This window comes from Pandoraea commovens (assembly GCF_024704525.1).
GTDB lineage: Bacteria > Pseudomonadota > Gammaproteobacteria > Burkholderiales > Burkholderiaceae > Pandoraea > Pandoraea commovens.
This window is the reverse complement of record NZ_CP102780.1, coordinates 571709-589180: the sequence shown is the minus strand read 5'-3', so window position 1 is coordinate 589180 and position 17472 is coordinate 571709. Positions and strand designations below refer to the sequence as shown.

Genomic DNA, 17472 nt, shown 5'->3' with positions numbered 1-17472 from the left:
CGCACGTGCGCCCCGGGGCCATTCGTTTCATTCATCGTGGGAGGAACGTTCCCTCCCCCCATCAACCCGTCCCCGACCACTTCAGCAGTCGCGACAGGTCGCTCTTGATCTTGCCCGGATCGGCGTTCTTCGGGAACGCCATCATCAGATTGCCTAGCGGGTCGACCAGATAGATGTGATCGCGCAGGCCGGTGCCCTCCTGCGTCGGCAGCCACGAGGCGAGTGCGACGGGATCGGCCCGCAGACGGCGCGTATCGGGATAGGCGTCGTCGATCTGTTGCGACACCTTCGAGGCGTCCGTCACCAGCCACAGCGTTTCCACCCGCGTGCGCTCGTTGCCTTGCAGGACGCGGATCTGCCGCATGTAAAACAACTTGCTGACGCAATTCTCGTCACACGTGGCAGTGTCGGCGCTGATCATGAGCCATTTGCCCTTGAGCGACGACAGCGGCAGGTTCTCACCCGTTTCGTCGTCATGCACGACGAGCGCGGGCAACGGACGCTGCGGCTCGATCAGCTTCCCGTAGGCGGACGTGCCACCCTGCGGCTTGAAAACGAAATACATCAGATACGCCGCTACCGCAGGCGCGGCGCACACCACGAAGAGCAGCACGAGCATGCGTCTCGCGCGGCGGCGTTGCACCGGGTCGATGGGAGGACTTCCGCTGCGATCCGTACTCACATTTGCACTCATGTTCGCCTTATGCGCGTCTTATGCCCGCGTGAATTTGTTTGTCGCCGTCGCCATGCGACGGCCACGTCGATACGCCAGACGCAGCCCCAGCAGCGCCAGAATCAGCGACATGCCGAACCACTGCGCCATATAACCATAGTTGCGATCCGCGCCGCTCGCCGGTTGCGGCCAGTCGCGCAGCAGGTGATCGCCCGTGTCGTTCGTCTGCATGACGACGAACGGTTGCAGCGGCAGCGACGTCTCGCGCGCATATTCCGCCACGTCGAGATTCTGACGAATCGACAGCCCCGCCGCCGAGCCGCCATGCCCCAGTTCAAAGGCGCGAGACGGGTCGGGCATGGCCAGGCCTTCAACCGTGATATCGCCCGCCGGCGTCGCATACGGCATGATCGACGCGCGGTCGCGCAGGTCGCGCGGCAGCCATCCGCGATTGACGAGTACCACGTGATCGGGCGCGACTTGCAACGCCATCACCACATAGAAGCCGGGCAGTTCGTTGCGCGGACGGTTGTCGAGATACACCACGCGATTACGCAGGAACCGGCCCGTGACGCGCACGCGCCGATGGCTCACATCGTCCAGCGAATAGGCCTGCGCCCCGAGCGCGATAACCGGCGCGCGCTCTGCCTGCTCGATCTGCGCCTGACGCGCCAGACGCAACTGCGCGCGCTGGTACTGCCACACGCCGAGTGCAGCGGTGAGCATCACGCCCAGCAGTATCAGCACGGCCGGCACAGGGCGCATGCCGCGCAAGAGAGTTTTCAACACGTACGTTCCTTGTCCGGCTGCCGCCCGATGTTGCGCAACGCAGGCTGTCCACACTGCAATGCAGCGTGCCAGCGCGTGTGCGTTGCCCGATAATGACGAATTCCCGTCATCGGACAGATCATGCGCATCATCGTTGCCATCGCCTTCGTCCTGATTCTCGGCAGTCTGGCGTCCGCATTGTTTTTCATGATGCGGGACAAGGGCCGATCGAATCGCACCGTGCAATCGCTGATGGTGCGCGTCGGCCTGTCGGTGACGCTGTTCCTGCTCATCCTGTTCGCCAATTGGATGGGCTGGATTCACAGCACGGGCATACGATACTGAGTCCCGCGCCGGGCTCCTGCGGCAAATCGCCGCACCTCATCCCTGCCACGCTGCTTTACCCGGAATAACCTCTGCCGACGTTCACGACAGTGGCGCAATGCCGTCACCGCCAGTGTCGCGCCGTTTGTGCGACATAAGGCCGCATCCAAATGGAAACGCCGCCGGAATCCGGCGGCGTCCCCCAAAGCATGTTCCGATGCCGACGTCAGAGCCAGTAGACCACGACGTACAGCCCCAGCCACACCACGTCCACAAAGTGCCAGTACCACGCCGCGCCTTCGAAACCGAAGTGATGATCCGGCGTGAAGTGGCCCTTCATCAAACGCACCAGCATCACGGAAAGCATGATCGCGCCCAGCATCACGTGGAAACCGTGGAAGCCCGTGAGCAGGAAGAAGGTCGATCCGTACACGCCCGAGGTCAGCTTGAGATTCAGTTCGGTGTAGGCGTGGTGATATTCATATGCCTGGAAGCCGAGGAACACGAAGCCGAGCACGACGGTGGCGAACAACCAGAAGATCGCGCTGCCACGATGGTTCGCACGCAGTGCGTGGTGCGAGATCGTGAGCGTGACGCCCGAGGTCAGCAGCAGTGCGGTGTTGAGCGTCGGGATCGGCCACGGGCCCATCGTCTCGAACGCGTCGACCACTCCGGCCGGGCCGGTGTTCGGCCACACGGCGCTGAAGTCGGGCCACAGCAGCTTGTTATCGAGGTCGCCGAGCCACGGCATGGCCAGCGTACGTGCGTAGAACAGCGCGCCGAAGAATGCCGCGAAGAACATCACTTCGGAGAAGATGAACCAGCTCATGCCCCAGCGATAGGACACGTCGATGCGCTTGCTGTACAGGCCGCCCTCGGACTCGGCGATCGAGTCGCCGAACCAGCTGCGCAGCACCCACAGCACCCACAGCAGGCCGGCCAGCGCCGTCCACGGTGCCCACGATAGTCCATTGACCCACGCGGCGGCCGAGCCGAGCACCACCAGCAGGCCGATACTGCAGCTCACCGGGTGACGCGAGGGGGCCGGCACGAAGTAGTACGGCGCCGTTTGGTGTTGACCACTCATTCTTATCTCTCCAGGCTTGGTTCTCTTTGTCTGTACCAATCACGTCGCGAGCCGGATGGCGAGCTTCGCCAGAAACACCAGCGCCACAACGAACAGAATGCCCCCGATCAACCCCGCCACGATCAGATGCACAGGGTTGAGCTGTGCCATGTCGCGGTCGTGATCACGCCCCTTGCGCACACCGAAAAACGACCAGAACACCGCACCGATGGTCTGGAAGAAAGACAGCTTGCGCCGGGTCGCCTCCTTCAGGTCATCCATTCCCGCCCTTGCCTCCCCCTAACGTTCCTCCGGTGACTTCGCCAGCCTGGGCGCCCGTCGGGGCGTCCGCGCGTTGATTGGCGTCGTTCTTGCCGAGATCGAAAAAAGTATAGGACAGCGTGATCGTATTCACATCTTTGGGCAGCTTCGTGTCGACCACGAACACCACCGGAAACTCTTTGGCCTCTCCGGCCCTGAGCGTTTGCTGCGTGAAGCAGAAACACTCGATCTTCTTGAAGTAGCTCGCCGCCTGTGCGGGCGCGTAGCTCGGAATCGCCTGCGCGCGGACTTCATGCGGTTGCTGATTCGCCACTTCGTATTCGATGGTCGCGATTTCCCCCGGATGCACCGTCAGACTGCTCTTCGCCGGTTTGAAGCGCAGCGGCCCCTGCGCATTGGCGTCGAACTCGACAGTGATCGTGCGGCTCTCGTCGACCTGCGAATTGCGTGCGCTGATCTCGGTCGTGCGATCGCCCAACTGGTTAATGCCCACGAGATCGCAGAACGCGCGGTAGAACGGCACCATCGCGTACCCGAATCCGAACATCACCGCGACCAGCAGCAAGAGCTTGCTGAAGGTGCGCACGTTGAGACGTCGCATGCCGGCCATCAGATACCGCCTAACAATTTGGTCTTGATCATCACGCCGATGAAGAACACCAGCACCACCGAGCCGAGAATCAGCCCGGTGCGCAGGTTTCTCGCCCGCTGTTCAGGACTGAGTGCCATGTTCAATGCACCTTCGGCGGCGTCTCGAACGTGTGGAACGGCGCCGGACTCGGCACGGTCCACTCCAGCCCTTCCGCACCGTCCCACGGCTTGGCTTCAGCCGCCTTGCCGCCACGCCACGTCGGAATCGCAACCCAGAACAGGAAGTACACCTGCATCAGGCCGAAGCCGAATGCGCCGATGGTCGCGATCTGGTTGAAGTCCGTGAACTGTGCCGGGTAATCGGCGTAGCGACGCGGCATGCCCGCCAGACCCAGGAAGTGCATCGGGAAGAACGTCACGTTGAACGTGATGAGCGAACCCCAGAAGTGGAACTTGCCGCGCCACTCGTTGTACATATGGCCCGTCCACTTCGGCACCCAGTAATAGAACCCGGCGAATAGCGCGAAGAGCGAGCCGGCCACTAACACGTAGTGGAAGTGCGCCACCACGTAATAAGTGCCGTGCATCTGAATGTCGAGCGGTGCGAGCGAGAGAATCAGGCCCGTGAAGCCGCCCATCGTGAACACGAAGAGGAAGCCGACGGAGAAGAGCATCGGCGTCTCGAACGTGAGCGAGCCCTTCCACATCGTGGCGACCCAGTTGAAGACCTTCACGCCCGTGGGCACGGAGATCAGCATCGTCGCGTACATGAAGAACAGTTGACCGGTGACCGGCATGCCCGTCACGAACATGTGGTGCGCCCACACCATGAACGACAGAATCGCGATCGACGCCGTGGCGTACACCATCGAGCTATAGCCGAACAGCGGCTTGCGCGAGAACGCCGGAATCACCTGCGACACGATCCCGAACGCCGGCAGAATCATGATGTACACCTCCGGGTGTCCGAAGAACCAGAAGATGTGCTGATACATGACCGGGTCGCCGCCGCCCGCAGCGTTAAAGAACGACGTACCGAAGTGACGGTCCGTGAGCAGCATCGTGATCGCACCGGCCAGCACCGGCATCACGGCGATGAGCAGGTAGGCGGTGATGAGCCACGTCCACACGAACATCGGCATCTTCATCAGCGTCATGCCCGGCGCGCGCATGTTCAGAATCGTGACGATGATGTTGATGGCGCCCATGATCGACGACGCGCCCAGAATGTGCGCCCCGAAGATCGCCAGATCCTGACCCGGCCCCATCTGCACCGACAGCGGTGCGTACATCGTCCAGCCTGCTGCGGTCGCACCGCCCGGCACGAGGAACGACGAGATCAGCAGCAGACCGCCCACCGGCAGCAGCCAGAAGCTGAAGTTGTTCATGCGCGCGAACGCCATGTCCGACGCGCCGATTTGCAGCGGGATCATCCAGTTCGCGAATCCCACGAACGCCGGCATGATCGCGCCGAAAATCATCACCAGCCCGTGCATGGTGGTGAGCTGGTTGAAGAACTCCGGACGAATGAACTGCAGGCCCGGTTCGAACAATTCCGCACGGATCATCAACGCCATCACGCCGCCCGAGAGCAGCATGACGAACGAGAAGATCATGTACAACGTGCCGATGTCCTTGTGATTCGTCGCGAACAGCCAGCGACGCCATCCGTGCGGATGGTCGTGCGCGTGATCGTCGTGACCCGCCACGTGATCGTGAGCGATGGAACTCATACCCAATCTCCTTGCTTCGAACTGGTCGAACGACTTAACTGTTCTTCGCTGCGTCGGCCGCGGCACCGGCGGCATTCGCCGACTTGTTGCCGCGTGCTTCGCGCACCTGTGCCGGCTGAATCACGTCGCCGGTCTTGTTGCTCCACGAGTTGCGCTCGAACGTGATGACGGCCGCAAGCTCCACATCGTTCAGATGCGACCAGTTCGGCATCGCATTCTTGCCATGCAGCACGATGCTGATGTGATCGGCCACCGGGCCCGTCACGATCTTGCCGCCGTCGAGCGCCGGGAACGCACCGCCGCCCTTGCCGTTCGGCTGGTGGCACACCGCGCAATTCGAGGCGTAGACCTTCTGGCCGCGCTCCATCAGTTCCTGCACGGTGTAGGTCTTGTTCGGGTCGTCTGCCGAGGCCGCCATCTGCTTCTTCTGCGTGTCGACCCACTTGTTGTAATCGTCTTCCGAGACCACCTTCACCACGACCGGCATGAACGCGTGCTCCTTACCGCACAGTTCGGTACAGAAGCCGCGGTACTCGCCAACCTTCTCCGCCTTGAACCAGGTGTCGCGCACGAAGCCCGGAATGGCGTCCTGCTTGATACCGAAGGCAGGCACGTAGAACGAGTGGATGACGTCGTTGGCCGTGGTGATCAGACGTACCTTCTTGTTGACCGGCACGACCATCGGGTTATCGACTTCCTGCAAGTACGTGTTGCTCTTCGGCTCCGCGCCGTCGATCTGGCTGCGCGGCGTGGTGAGCGTCGAGAGAAACTTGATGCCCTCGCCTTCGCCCTTCAGGTAGTCGTAGCCCCACTTCCACTGATAGCCGGTCACCTTGATGGTGATATCGGCGTTGGTGGTGTCCTTCATGGCCACGACGGTCTTCGTGGCGGGCAATGCCATCAGAATCACGATGATGAACGGCACGACCGTCCAGATCACCTCGACCGTGGTGCTTTCATGGAAATTCGCAGGCTGATGGCCCTTGGATTTGCGGTGCTTGATGATCGAGTAGAACATCACGCCGAACACAGCAATGAAGATCACCAGACAGATGATCAGCATCATGGTGTGCAGGCTGTGAAGCTCTTCCGCGAGTTTCGTGACCGGCGGCTGGAAGTTGAGTTCGTTGACGGCCGGCCCCCCCGGCATATCCGCGACTCCCGCCGCGATGGCCGGAGCGCCGGCGAGCAGTGAGGCGCCCGCAAGGAAAGCCGCCAAGGCGTGTTTCGTTTTTTTCATAGCTTCCTTACCCAAAATTACCATCCAAATCCTCCCTGGCGGTCGCCCGAGATCGTCTCCATCTCTCTCAGGCCTGTTGGGCAAGACAACGGCGCAGCTCGCGCGCAAACGTTTCGCGGCGATGCGGCGCAAGATAGGCACCGACAGTGACCGAGCGGCTACCCGAGCGCAAGACGATGCGCATTCGCGGCGGCTTCTCGATGTCGATGCGTACCCAGCGGGGATTGAACTCGAACTGCGTCAACCTCTGTGCTGAACGTTGCTCGACCACAAGGCTCACGGGCGACAACCGAATGACCTCGTAATCTGTGGCATGCCGGGCATGAATGACGAACGCAACGCCCACCACGAGCAAGTCCAGGCCTGTGAACGGCAAGACCAACCACCCACCGCGCCACGCCGCAATCAAGGCAACACCCAGTGAGACGGCGGCCAACGACAGGTAGAACAGGACAAACTGGCGCGGCGATATCGCGCAGTTGCGCTTATGCGTCCATTCCTTCATCGCCGAACCGTTTCCGGTCTCGGAAGAAGAGGCTGCGAGCATCGCCGTCACCCGTGGGGCATTTTGGGTCTTTCATGTCCGACGGCCGGGAACTAGTTGCGTCCGGGCCGCGACAAACTGCCGCATTATAGAACGCGCATTCTCGAAGCGACAACATTGATACCGAGTATTTGGCGCGCCATAGCATCCTCCTGAACTCATTGATGCAAAAGGGAAATCCGGTTAATCCCCTAGCCGAAAATCCCAACGGCCGAGCGACTACGGGATACTCCCTATGCGTCGCACGATTGACACATTGCAACACGCGGCGACTCGTTGCGGTGTCCTGAATACCCTGCCAACCGACACATTCGAACGACACGTCAGCATCTCGTCACCGCCTCGTCTTCACATCGGCGGCTTCGTTGCGATGCGGGATTCTTCCGATATCCATCAACAGTAGACGCTGCGCCGGATTTCGCGTGCGACGTTATGTCGCGCCCGCCTATACGACCTCAATACTGTGGCGACACCGCGTCATCAAGGGACTTTGCCCCGAGCTTTCGTCCGGTGTCGCGTTGGCATACTGCCGCCATCGCGGCATCTCGACGCACGGACCCCGCACATTGCAGCGAAGCCCGATGCGCACTGCCATCAGACGCATGCTACAAGCGAAACATGTTCCCTACATCGCTTTGCCATGCGAGCCACGCGCCCTCTCTCTCCCCGCTCGTTTGCCGACGGCCTGAGCGCCCTGCAGGACGCCACCGGCTTCGACGTCCTTCACACGCTGCTCCCTTCGCTTTGCAGCGCGCTCGGCCAACGCTACTTCAGCTATCGCGGCCACTTCGCATTGCCCGACGGCCGTTTCGCAACACCGCGCCTCGGCAATCTTCCCCGTGTGTGGCAGCAACGCTATGACGCACAACGCTATGACACCGTCGACCCTGTCCTCTCGCTCGCTGCCCGGCAACTGACACCGGTGGAATGGACGGTCGGGTTGTACGCGTCCCCCGAGGCGCGACAGCTGCTCCACGAACAGCGCGCTGCCGGGTTGCGCTTCGGCATCACGTATCCGGTCTTCACGCCATCGGGGGCATCGGGCACATTGAGTCTGTCGTCACCGAGACGCACCGCGCATTTCGCCCGCCCATCGGCACAACATCACGCACAACCTCAGGGTCGCCACGATGCGCGCTACTGCGCGCGGCCAACGCATGACGTCAGCGATTCGGGCGCACATGTGTGGGCGTCGCATGCCGGCGTCGTACTCGCAGCCCACGTGCATGAAGCCGTGTGGCGCATCGTTCAGCGCGATGCGGCTCGTCGCTGCGCGCCAGCACTGACGCCGCGCGAGCGCGAGTGCTTGAGATGGGTGGCGTGCGGCAAGACATCGTGGGAAATCGGTCGCATCCTCACGCTTTCCGAACATGGCGTGGTCTTCCATCTGCGCAGTGCCATGCGCAAGTTCGACGTATCGAGCCGCCATCGCGCCGCGAAGATGGCAAGCGACTACGGACTGCTCGACGATGTTGCGTTGCCGCCGCACCCGAAGGTCAAGGAGATCACTTTCGCGACGCAAGATCGGCAAGCGTCTTGTAGCGTGTCAACGTGAACGTATCGGTAGCGGCATTCACGAACGAGCCACCGCCAAGACGCCCCACCGGACTGAGGGCGTGTAAGTCGACATGACAGGTGACGGGATCGAGCAGCGCGTCGTCTACGTGCGCGGCAAGCACCGTGCCGAGCACGACCCATCCGCCGCCGGGTGCAGCGCTGATCTCGATGATGTCGCGCACCTCGCACTCGAAGGCAACGGACGCCTCCCGAACACGCGGAGGTCGCACACGCGAAGACGGCACCGGCGTCATGCCCGTGAGGTCGAATTCCGACTCCCCGGGTGGCAAGGGCGCGGCCGAGAGATTCACGGCATCGATGCATGACGTACTCGCCACGTTCACGACGAACTCCGGCACCGCCTCGATGTTGTGCAGCGTGTCCTTCTTTCGCCTCGGCCGCGGCGGCACCACAGGACAGAACAGCACCGTCATCGGCACACAGCACACGCCCATGAAGTACGCATACGGCGCGAGGTTCGATCGCCCCAGCGCATCGACCGTACTCACCCACGCAATCGGACGCGGGAGAATCGTGCTCATCATGAAGTTGTAGATGCGCGCCTCGTCCAGCGTCGACGGATCCAGTTCCATCGGGTCTCCTTACACGGTTGCATTGAATCGTGCGTGACAAGCGCGGTGTGAAGGCGCTCACGCGTCGCTCGACACCTCGCCCGCGAGTCGAACGATGTCGTTCGCACATCCCCATGACAAGGTGAAGCCGCCCCCGCCATGTCCATAGTTGTGCAGCAAGCGCGCGTACCGCTCGTCCCGGACAACACGCGGCGAACGACGCACCGGACGAAAGCCGACGCGCGCATCGATGACACGCAGGGCCGCAACGCCCTCGCAAAGTCGTGTGCAGCGATGAACGATGTCATCGATCTGCCGTTGCCCGATGACCGTCGATGTCAGGTCGGGTTCTGCCGTACCGCCAAGTACGATGTCGTCGTCGCGCTCCACGATGTACGTCGGCGCGAAAGGATCCGAGTCATCGATGAAACACCCTTGCACGGCGTCGTCACGCGTGGCACGCAACACAACGGCCCGCGACAGCGACAAGGCGTCGTCGCCGAACTGGCGGCTGCCGTAGCCGCAGCAATTCACCACGATCTCGACCTCTTCGAGCAATGCAGCGGGATCCTCGATGCGACGTGGCACGAACTGCCCGCCAAGTTCAAGGAACATGTTCATCAGATAACGCAGGTAGGTCTCAGTGACCGCGACGGGCACGTCCATGCGGTACGCGCAGGCGAAGCGCGATGGCACGCGCGCCTGCGGTAGCCGACACAGACCGCTGGCGCATTCCGCCCACCAGGGCACGCCAGCGTCGCGTTGAAAGTATTCGGTCAATGGCCTCATGCTCACCCCGGACATCGCATCCGACGACAATCGATGCATGGCTGCATACGTGTGCCGGGCGCGAGCGAGATAGACGAGATCCGGGGCCTGATAGAACGGATGCCAGATCGCTGCCGCCAACGCCGACGTCGTTTGCGATGGCCCCTCAGCTGCGAAAATGGCAACGCGACGACCTGCGAGCGACATCGCCACTGCCGTCGTCAGGCCGCTCACACCCGCGCCTATGACAATGACGTCCACCCCCGACATCGCACTCATGGGCATGCCCCGCGATGCAACGGACCGTGGTCGCCGGGCGCATGCCCCTCCGGCGGCACCGCCAACCCGCAAGCCGGTGGCCAGGTCACGCCATCGAAGCATTGCGGTGACTTCAATCCACTGCCAGTGCCAAGCAACACCACTTCCGCCCCCGACTGGATACGCCCGCTGGCGAGACCCGCTCGCAACGCGGCGTAGCCTGCCGCCGTCGACGGTTCATACCAAAGACCGAAACGCTGGGCGAGCGTGCGCGACGCGGCCGCAATGCACTCGTCGTTCACCACCACACAGGTGCCGCGCGTGGCTCTGAGGGCGTGCAGCGCAGCAAAGTGGTCTCGCGGTCGACTGACCGAGAGACTGTCGGCCACCGTGTTCGGCGTAACAGCGGTGGGCGACACAGGCAACGCTACGGTCTCGTCGTACGTCGTCCAGTCGCGCGCGATGCTGTCGGCGCTGTTGGCTTGCGCTGCCATCAGACGCGGAATCGCCGAGGTAATACCCAGTGCAAACAGGTCGAGAAATCCCGCCGCGATGCCTGACAAAATATTGCCGTCCCCCGTCGGCACGATGACCCAGTCGGGGACATGCCACGCCATCGCTTCGGCAATCTCGTAGGCACATGTCTTCTTGCCTTCGCGTGTGAATGGATTCACACCGGTGTTCCGACAACACACCAGCGCGTCGTCTGCCATGCGTTCGGCAATCTCAAAGGCGTCGTCATAAGTGCCCCCGATCTCGCAGACGTTCGCGCCATATGCCCGAATCTGCGCAAGCTTCGCGAAGGGCGTACTGGCGGGCACCACGACCGTTGCCGCCATTGCCTGCGCGGCGGCGATGCACGCAAGCGATGCCCCTGCGTTGCCGGTCGAGGCCGTCACCGCCCCCTTGCACCCGGCGCGTTTAGCGACGGCCAGCACCAGCTCGGTGGCCCGGTCCTTGAGCGAGCCGCTGGGATTGCGCGCTTCGTCCTTGATCCGAAGGTGGATACCGCCGTCGTCCCCGCAATCGATCAAAGGGGTTCCGCCGACACGCAGGCGGCTGCCCCAATGCGCTTCGACGGGTAGCAAGGCGACGTACCGCCACATGCCTTCCGTTCCACTTTCTCGGAACGTCGTCACGATATCCATCGCCGACGGCGAGTCCGCATCGGCCTTGCGCTGGATTCGCAAGTTCTGACCACACACATGGCATCGATAGCGAATCGCCCCCCATGTCTGTGGGGTCGCGCAGCGCACGCAGGTATAGCGATAAGAGAACGACGGCATCACGTCAGACTCCCCGGATTCAAGAGGTGCGCCATCACGGCGTTTTGCGCATGCAGTCGGTTGGCCGCTTGTTGGAACACCCACGATGCCGGGCTTTCTACGACGTCATCCGACACCTCCTGCTCCCGGTCCACCGGCAAGCAATGGAGATAACCAGCATTCGGTGCGGCAAGCCGCATGATGTCTGCGTCCACGCACCAGTCGCGATGCCGTTCGAACGCCGCGTGCATCCCCGCTTCGTCGACACCCTCTCCCGAGTACTGTGGCAGGTGATTGAGGCTGCACCACGACTTGGCGTAGACGGCGTGCGCGTCGGTCACGCCATCGCGCAAATCGTGCGTCACGCGAATCCGCGCCCCCGTCTGCCCCGCAAACTGCGCAGCGGCCGCCATGATCCGAGAGTCGAGCGCAAACGGCGGTGGATAGGCGAGCGTCACGTCCATCCCGGTTTTGACGGCGGCGAGCAACAGACTTTGCGGCACCGCGACAGGCTTGTGCCAGCTTCCCGAGTAAGCCCAGCTGATGCACAGCTTGCGCCCGGTGAGTCCACCCAGTTGTTCACGTAGCGTCATCACATCCGCGAGTGCCTGACACGGATGAAACCGATCGCACTCCATGTTGATGACCGGTACCTGACTCCACTCGGCGAACGCTTCGAGATGCCGGTGCGCCGCACCGTACACCCAGCCTGCGGGGGTGCCGTACATGCGAATCGCTATCGCGTCACCATAGGACGACAGCACTCGCGCGACGTCGGCCACACGCTCCGTCGTGTAGGGGATCTCCGCGTCAGGAAGCGCCGGTGTGTAGATCCCCGTGTGCGGATCCAGGACGATGGCGTTCCCCCCCAATCTCGCCAGTCCCGTCTGGAAGCTGCTACGCGTGCGCAGCGATGCGTTGTAGAAAAGAAAGTAGATCGTCCTGTCACGAAGCGCCCCCTCGGTGTGCAGGGGATATCGACGCTTGAACGACAGCGCCGCACTCAGCAACGCCCGGTAGTCCGGGGCACTCATCGTCAAATCGGGCGCAAGCCAATGACACGTCACATGTCCCTCCTGATCGCCGTTCTTCAACCTCGTCTGAACCTTGCCTCAACCGTCTCACGGGCGTTACGCAGACTTCACACCTAAGTCCTGTAGCGCCACACCATCAAGGTGGTCGCCACCGGCTCGCCAGTTGTGCAAACCGTTCTCCGCATGAGAGTCCCAGGCGTTCGAAAAGACGGCGTGGCACCCGCGCGGCCTCCATCATCTGCACGCCGACGGCCAACGGATCGACACTCTCCAGCAGCACCTGATCGGCCTCGGTTTCCCCGAGCCCGATGGCACAGAGATGTTCGCGCCACGTCTCGATCTCGGGCGCAAGAAATGCCATCATCAGGTCCGGCAACAGTTGATCGAGGTATTCCCGCTCATCGAGCGAAAGCCCAGGCACCCACTCGCTTGCGAAACGAACGAACGCTGCCTGATGCCGCATCTCGTCGGCGCCGTGCTCCGACAGCAAGGTGTGTACCGGCGGGTAGATCTCCTCGCCCGCGCCTGCCTGACGCAACGTTCCGGTGATCAGCGTCTCCGTCACGGTCGCAGCGGCAATGCTTGCGATGCCCGCATGCGCTGGCGAAACCGATTCGCACAACGCCAGTACCCGCGCGACACCCCGAGATGCCCCTTTCTCCATGACGTGCCCCGCCGCGCGCAACATCTGCAAACGGAAACGCTCCATCATCCAGGTGTGAAAGCCTTCGTCCGTGTAGATCGCCAGCAAATCGTCGCGACTCACCGCCGTGATGTCATCCCTATCGAGCATCTGCTCAATGGCCCGGTTAACGATGAACAACTCGACCCGCTCCGTCTTGTTCAGGTAGTCTCCGAGACGCAGTGCACTCAACCGCTGCCGCGCCGCCTGACCTTGCGCACAGACCAACGGATGCGTCGCATACGGCATGAGCGACACATTGAAGAACAGATGGCCGGGCAGCAACGGCGGAAACGGCAACTCCGTGGCGCAGCGGGTGACTGCCGCAACGTCACGCCAGGGTTTGGGCTCGAATACGGACGCACCGTGTCCGCCGGAGACACCATATGCGCCGATGCCGGTCTGCTTATGCGTCATGAGGCATCGATGACGCGACAGGTGCTATTTGATGCGGCGCCAGCGGCACGAGACTGGCGCGCTCAGGCCCCAGCCCGAGCCCGGCCAAAGGTGCCCCGATGTGACGCTCGACGAAGTCGACAAAGCCGTGCATGGCGGCGTCCAGCGTCCCTTCCCGTGCCTGATCGAGCGATGGCGCCGTCAGCCCGGGATAGATCAGCACATCCGGCATGGCATCTGCTGTCAGCACATCGCGATGCACTCGCATCGGCACCCCTTGATACGTCGACTTTGCGAAGTACGCGAGACAGTCCACCTTGTTGAGATACACACAGTCCACGGCGTGCGTTCGGATAACGTCTCGCAACTGAGCGAGATCGAGCATGCCGATACGACGCGGACGCCCGGTGCCCGTTCCGTACTCCGCTGTGAGCATGCGAAGCGCCGTACCCACGTCGAATGGATCGCTGGAACGAAGCAATGTGTCGGCGGAGAAACATGACTGCTCCTCGGCTTTTCCGATGCGGGACTGCGACGCGTCGTGGCAGTACTGTGCGGAACGCTCGCCGCCAAGCTCCGAAGGAAATGGCCCGCGCCCTACGCGCGACATGATGGCCTTGGCCACGCCGATCGTTTGCCGGTGGTACTTCGGCGAAAGATCGCCGCCCACATACGCGTAGGCAGGCACGGTGTGGCTCGATGTGACGTAGGGCTGACTTCCCTCGACCACGTCGAGCAACACCGACTGTGCGCCTTCAAACAACACGCTCGCGCCCGCCCTGACACGATTCGCGAGCCATCCACGATCCGACTGGATGTACCGCCGTAAAGTCGCCGCCGCCCTGGGCAAGTCCCTTAGCAGATCTGACATTTCGGCCATCCACGGCGAGGTGCCGCCCTCAGCGTTGACCATGCGCGTGAAGATGTTTCGCATCGAAGCCACTGCCTCGGATTCGTTCGCGATCAGGTCGCCAAGCATCAGATTGACGCGCATATCGTTTCGAACTCGCAAGGCGCGGTCCGCGTAGCACGGTCCGATACCGTTGCCAGTCGTGCCGATTGTGTCGCCATTGCGGCGATCCATCGCAATGTGATGCGGTTGCACCAATGCCGCGCGTGCACTGATGTGAAGCCGCCCTTCGAGGGCAATACCCATCTCGCGCAGTTGACCGATCTCATCCGCCAGCTTCCACGGATTGATGGCACAACCCGACCCGATATACAGCGTGGTATGAGGATGAAATACACCCGACGGCAATTGCTTTAGCGCGATGCGTCCTTGCGGCGTGTCGATGGTGTGGCCCGCATTGGCGCCGCCGTTGAAGCGGGCAATCACGTCGTACCCCGGTGCGAGGGCGTCGATGATTTTCGCCTTACCCTCGTCGCCGTATTGCAGCCCGACGAGGACGTCCGCGAACCCTTCGGCAGCGAGCGAAGCGTGTTGATCCGACGATGATGAGGAACTAATGAGAGCGGTGGAAGCTGTGGTCATGCGCGGTGCAAGTCAAAGAAGAATCGGGGGACGGGCGCCTGCTCGGCCGCCAGGCACTCGTAGACCCAGCGACCGACGGCAATGTCGAGAATGCCAAGTCCGAAAGGAGAAAACACGATGGGCCGATCGCGCATTGGCGGCTCACCGCCGCACAGCAAGTGGGGCAGTGATGTCGTGACGAAGCGTCGATGGCCCGTCGCGATTTCGGTGAGATGAAGCGATGTCGAGGCGCGCAAGCAATGGTCGATGTCGTCAACCACGTTGTGCGACGCCACGACAATCGATGGGGCGAGATCCCGCAACGACAGATGCAACACGATCGGACAGTGTGCAAACCATCCGGGATCTTCAATATGCGGAGACACTGCCGTGGTCGTCAAAACGATCACGTCCGAATCGCGTATCGCGATTTCCAGCGACGCTTCGACGCGGGCGTTCAATCCGATTTGCGTTTCGATTCGACTTGCAAGCGACTCTGCATATCGCATGTTCAGGTCATGGACCATGACCTCGCCGACGCTCAGTTCCGCCAGTGGCAAACACTCGGCGACATGGCGCGCAATCACCCCCGCCCCGATGAGCGCCACACGCCGAGGACGCGCGGCGTCGTCGTGCGCGAGACATCGAAGCGCGCTGATGGCGCTCGCCGCCGTGCGTGCCGCGCTGATGATGCTCGCCTCCATGCAGGCCATCGGGTACCCCGTCACCGCATCGTTAAGGATCAGCACCGCAGACGCCCTCGGCATGCCCCGCTCGATGTTCTCCGGGAAGCTCGAAATCCATTTGATACCGGTCACACTCTCGCGGTCTTCGCCACGTCCGCGGATGTGCGCCGGCAACGCGATGATGCGATTGCGCTGTGCGTCGGGAAACCGGAGAAACTGGCTTTCCGGATTCACGGTATGGCCCGCGTGATGCGCGCGATACGCCGCTTCGACGGTGTCGAGGATGGCACGCTTTCCGTGGCGGACGGCCGTATCGATCTGCTCGCCCGTGAACACGCGGAATTGCGGAATGGGGCGTGCGTTCATGACAGAGACGGTGCAACGATTTCGATGGAAGCGGCGGTAGTGCCGGATATGTCGGGCGCTCCGGATACGCCAGATATGCCCGACGTGTCGCCGAAACACGCAGCAGCCCAGTCACCGTCGTAAAGCGTGTCGAGATACTTGTCGCCCATGTCGGGCGCGATGGCAACGACGGTATCGCTCGCAGCAATGTCTGCTGTCGAGGCCTGAACGGCATGGAGCACGCTCCCCGTCGACCCGCCAGCCAGCAGCCCTCGTCGCGCCAGCGTGTGGCACATGCGCAAGGTGTCGGATTCGCAAACATGGACGATGGCGTCCGGCGGCTCCGAGTCCGAAAGCTCACTGAGCGGTGGCTTGCAACTCGTGCCAAGCCCCGGAATAAAGCGCGGCCCAGGCGGACCACCGAACGTGACGGACCCCACTGCGTCGACGGCGACCACACGCGTTCGCAACCGATGTGCACGGACATAGTGAAGACAGCCCATCAGTGTGCCGGTCGTGCCGGCACCGATGAAAAGATGATCGACGTCCGGATAGGCCGAGAAAATCTCCGGCGCCGTCCACCGGAAGTGCGCGCGCCAGTTGGCTGGATTCGCGTACTGATTGACCCAGATGCACCGCGGATCGCGCGCGACCTGCTCCCGAATCCATGCGATGCGCGTTGCGAGATAGCCTCCCTGTGCGTCGCGGCGGTCGACACGCACGACACGCGCACCGACCGCCTGCATCGCCCGGATGGCCTGCCGCGATGTGTTGGGGTCTGTCACGCACGTGAATCGGTAGCCGCGATTGGCACAGACCATCGCGAGCGCCACGCCGAGATTGCCCGATGAAGACTCCACGATCTGTGTGTCGGGCCGAATCGGATGGGCGATTTCAAGGTCTTCGATCAGTTGCAGCGCCGTCTTGAGCTTGACTGAACCTGCGGCGTTAAGCCCTTCCAGCTTCAGGTGAACGGCGGCCGCGCACAAACCCTCGATGGTTGTGAAGACGGGGACGGTCGGGCGAAGGAACTCGCCATCGATACGAAGCGCCGTCGACGCGCCCGCGTGACGCGACCGTTCGCATGGCGCACGTTCGACGTCTTGCCGTACCGATAACGCTTCGTGTTGAAAGTCCACCGCCCACCTCCCGAGTATTCGCCCGCAAGCAACGCTTTTGCGTGAAGAGGCGCAGGGAGGGATGTCTTCCAGGTCCTG

At 62.4% G+C, this 17472-nt stretch carries 18 protein-coding genes and 1 pseudogene; 2 read left to right on the top strand and 17 right to left on the bottom strand.

The genetic code is table 11. The annotated features are described in order from the left end of the window. Nucleotides 1-61: 61 nt before the first annotated feature. Nucleotides 62-694 carry an SCO family protein gene (locus tag NTU39_RS03100; protein ID WP_150664142.1) on the bottom strand — a complete coding sequence of 211 codons (633 nt, stop codon included), beginning with the start codon at nucleotides 692-694 and terminating at the stop codon, nucleotides 62-64. A gap of 18 nt (nucleotides 695-712) precedes the next feature. Then, the gene (locus NTU39_RS03095) at nucleotides 713-1438 is read right to left on the bottom strand and encodes an SURF1 family protein (protein ID WP_150664227.1); all 726 of its coding nucleotides are present in this window, start codon (nucleotides 1436-1438) and stop codon (nucleotides 713-715) included. A 144-nt stretch (nucleotides 1439-1582) separates the two neighbouring features. On the opposite strand from NTU39_RS03095, the gene NTU39_RS03090 reads away from it, so the two are divergent. Next, the gene (locus NTU39_RS03090; protein ID WP_039395424.1) at nucleotides 1583-1786 is read left to right on the top strand and encodes a twin transmembrane helix small protein; all 204 of its coding nucleotides are present in this window, start codon (nucleotides 1583-1585) and stop codon (nucleotides 1784-1786) included. A 205-nt stretch (nucleotides 1787-1991) separates the two neighbouring features. Here NTU39_RS03090 and NTU39_RS03085 read toward each other — a convergent pair whose 3' ends face one another. The 7 genes and pseudogenes from NTU39_RS03085 to NTU39_RS03055 form a co-directional block, all read right to left on the bottom strand. Beyond that, complete coding sequence (locus tag NTU39_RS03085) at nucleotides 1992-2852, bottom strand: cytochrome c oxidase subunit 3 (RefSeq protein ID WP_150664141.1); 861 nt, start codon at nucleotides 2850-2852, stop codon at nucleotides 1992-1994. A gap of 39 nt (nucleotides 2853-2891) precedes the next feature. Beyond that, nucleotides 2892-3113 (bottom strand): DUF2970 domain-containing protein, encoded by a 222-nt coding sequence (locus NTU39_RS03080; protein WP_150661054.1) that lies wholly within the window; start codon nucleotides 3111-3113, stop codon nucleotides 2892-2894. Further along, nucleotides 3106-3723 (bottom strand): cytochrome c oxidase assembly protein, encoded by a 618-nt coding sequence (locus NTU39_RS03075; protein WP_150664140.1) that lies wholly within the window; start codon nucleotides 3721-3723, stop codon nucleotides 3106-3108. The genes NTU39_RS03080 and NTU39_RS03075 overlap by 8 nt, the downstream gene beginning before the upstream one ends. Further along, nucleotides 3723-3842, bottom strand: coding sequence for a cytochrome oxidase small assembly protein (locus NTU39_RS03070; RefSeq protein ID WP_211279338.1), 120 nt, complete (start codon nucleotides 3840-3842; stop codon nucleotides 3723-3725). Before NTU39_RS03070 ends, NTU39_RS03075 begins: the two co-directional genes overlap by 1 nt. Nucleotides 3843-3844: 2 nt before the next feature. Next, nucleotides 3845-5437: a cytochrome c oxidase subunit I gene (ctaD, locus tag NTU39_RS03065; RefSeq protein ID WP_150664139.1), complete on the bottom strand. Its 1593-nt coding sequence runs from the start codon at nucleotides 5435-5437 to the stop codon at nucleotides 3845-3847. A gap of 37 nt (nucleotides 5438-5474) precedes the next feature. Further along, nucleotides 5475-6701 (bottom strand): annotated as a pseudogene (gene coxB / locus NTU39_RS03060) (cytochrome c oxidase subunit II); the annotation flags it as partial. A gap of 43 nt (nucleotides 6702-6744) precedes the next feature. Further along, entirely contained in the window at nucleotides 6745-7224 is a 480-nt protein-coding gene (locus NTU39_RS03055) for a DUF2244 domain-containing protein (RefSeq protein WP_150664138.1), read from the bottom strand. A 637-nt stretch (nucleotides 7225-7861) separates the two neighbouring features. Here NTU39_RS03055 and NTU39_RS03050 point away from each other — a divergent pair. Continuing rightward, on the top strand, nucleotides 7862-8776 hold the full coding sequence (locus tag NTU39_RS03050) for an autoinducer binding domain-containing protein (protein ID WP_257959178.1): 915 nt from the start codon (nucleotides 7862-7864) through the stop codon (nucleotides 8774-8776). Here NTU39_RS03050 and NTU39_RS03045 read toward each other — a convergent pair. The 8 genes from NTU39_RS03045 to sbnA all read right to left on the bottom strand — a co-directional run bounded on the left by NTU39_RS03045 (nucleotide 8727) and on the right by sbnA (nucleotide 17394). Then, nucleotides 8727-9371 (bottom strand): flavin reductase family protein, encoded by a 645-nt coding sequence (locus NTU39_RS03045; protein ID WP_150664136.1) that lies wholly within the window; start codon nucleotides 9369-9371, stop codon nucleotides 8727-8729. The genes NTU39_RS03050 and NTU39_RS03045 overlap by 50 nt on opposite strands. Before the next feature lie 57 nt (nucleotides 9372-9428). Then, a complete protein-coding gene (locus tag NTU39_RS03040; RefSeq protein ID WP_257959177.1) occupies nucleotides 9429-10397 on the bottom strand; it encodes an FAD-dependent oxidoreductase in 969 nt (322 codons plus the stop codon). Then, nucleotides 10394-11662: a threonine synthase gene (locus tag NTU39_RS03035; protein WP_150664134.1), complete on the bottom strand. Its 1269-nt coding sequence runs from the start codon at nucleotides 11660-11662 to the stop codon at nucleotides 10394-10396. Before NTU39_RS03035 ends, NTU39_RS03040 begins: the two co-directional genes overlap by 4 nt. Further along, on the bottom strand, nucleotides 11662-12675 hold the full coding sequence (locus NTU39_RS03030; protein WP_257959176.1) for an ornithine carbamoyltransferase: 1014 nt from the start codon (nucleotides 12673-12675) through the stop codon (nucleotides 11662-11664). Before NTU39_RS03030 ends, NTU39_RS03035 begins: the two co-directional genes overlap by 1 nt. 136 nt (nucleotides 12676-12811) lie before the next feature. After that, nucleotides 12812-13774 (bottom strand): diiron oxygenase, encoded by a 963-nt coding sequence (locus tag NTU39_RS03025; RefSeq protein ID WP_257959174.1) that lies wholly within the window; start codon nucleotides 13772-13774, stop codon nucleotides 12812-12814. After that, the gene (locus tag NTU39_RS03020) at nucleotides 13764-15245 is read right to left on the bottom strand and encodes an adenylosuccinate synthetase (RefSeq protein ID WP_150664131.1); all 1482 of its coding nucleotides are present in this window, start codon (nucleotides 15243-15245) and stop codon (nucleotides 13764-13766) included. The genes NTU39_RS03025 and NTU39_RS03020 overlap by 11 nt, the downstream gene beginning before the upstream one ends. Beyond that, complete coding sequence (sbnB, locus tag NTU39_RS03015) at nucleotides 15242-16276, bottom strand: 2,3-diaminopropionate biosynthesis protein SbnB (protein WP_150664130.1); 1035 nt, start codon at nucleotides 16274-16276, stop codon at nucleotides 15242-15244. Before sbnB ends, NTU39_RS03020 begins: the two co-directional genes overlap by 4 nt. Further along, entirely contained in the window at nucleotides 16273-17394 is a 1122-nt protein-coding gene (sbnA, locus tag NTU39_RS03010) for a 2,3-diaminopropionate biosynthesis protein SbnA (RefSeq protein WP_257959173.1), read from the bottom strand. The genes sbnB and sbnA overlap by 4 nt, the downstream gene beginning before the upstream one ends. Between the last annotated feature and the right edge of the window lie 78 nt (nucleotides 17395-17472).

Coding starts and splice junctions, on each gene's coding strand:
- NTU39_RS03100 (WP_150664142.1), bottom strand. CDS start 694: ATGAGTGCAAATGTGAGTACGGATCGCAGCGGAAGTCCTCCCATCGAC.
- NTU39_RS03075 (WP_150664140.1), bottom strand. CDS start 3,723: ATGGCCGGCATGCGACGTCTCAACGTGCGCACCTTCAGCAAGCTCTTG.
- NTU39_RS03030 (WP_257959176.1), bottom strand. CDS start 12,675: ATGAGTGCCCCGGACTACCGGGCGTTGCTGAGTGCGGCGCTGTCGTTC.
- NTU39_RS03055 (WP_150664138.1), bottom strand. CDS start 7,224: ATGCTCGCAGCCTCTTCTTCCGAGACCGGAAACGGTTCGGCGATGAAG.
- NTU39_RS03035 (WP_150664134.1), bottom strand. CDS start 11,662: ATGCCGTCGTTCTCTTATCGCTATACCTGCGTGCGCTGCGCGACCCCA.
- NTU39_RS03045 (WP_150664136.1), bottom strand. CDS start 9,371: ATGGAACTGGATCCGTCGACGCTGGACGAGGCGCGCATCTACAACTTC.
- NTU39_RS03050 (WP_257959178.1), top strand. CDS start 7,862: ATGCGAGCCACGCGCCCTCTCTCTCCCCGCTCGTTTGCCGACGGCCTG.
- sbnB (WP_150664130.1), bottom strand. CDS start 16,276: ATGAACGCACGCCCCATTCCGCAATTCCGCGTGTTCACGGGCGAGCAG.
- NTU39_RS03080 (WP_150661054.1), bottom strand. CDS start 3,113: ATGGATGACCTGAAGGAGGCGACCCGGCGCAAGCTGTCTTTCTTCCAG.
- NTU39_RS03070 (WP_211279338.1), bottom strand. CDS start 3,842: ATGGCACTCAGTCCTGAACAGCGGGCGAGAAACCTGCGCACCGGGCTG.
- NTU39_RS03025 (WP_257959174.1), bottom strand. CDS start 13,774: ATGACGCATAAGCAGACCGGCATCGGCGCATATGGTGTCTCCGGCGGA.
- NTU39_RS03040 (WP_257959177.1), bottom strand. CDS start 10,397: ATGAGTGCGATGTCGGGGGTGGACGTCATTGTCATAGGCGCGGGTGTG.
- NTU39_RS03085 (WP_150664141.1), bottom strand. CDS start 2,852: ATGAGTGGTCAACACCAAACGGCGCCGTACTACTTCGTGCCGGCCCCC.
- NTU39_RS03095 (WP_150664227.1), bottom strand. CDS start 1,438: ATGCGCCCTGTGCCGGCCGTGCTGATACTGCTGGGCGTGATGCTCACC.
- ctaD (WP_150664139.1), bottom strand. CDS start 5,437: ATGAGTTCCATCGCTCACGATCACGTGGCGGGTCACGACGATCACGCG.
- NTU39_RS03090 (WP_039395424.1), top strand. CDS start 1,583: ATGCGCATCATCGTTGCCATCGCCTTCGTCCTGATTCTCGGCAGTCTG.
- NTU39_RS03020 (WP_150664131.1), bottom strand. CDS start 15,245: ATGACCACAGCTTCCACCGCTCTCATTAGTTCCTCATCATCGTCGGAT.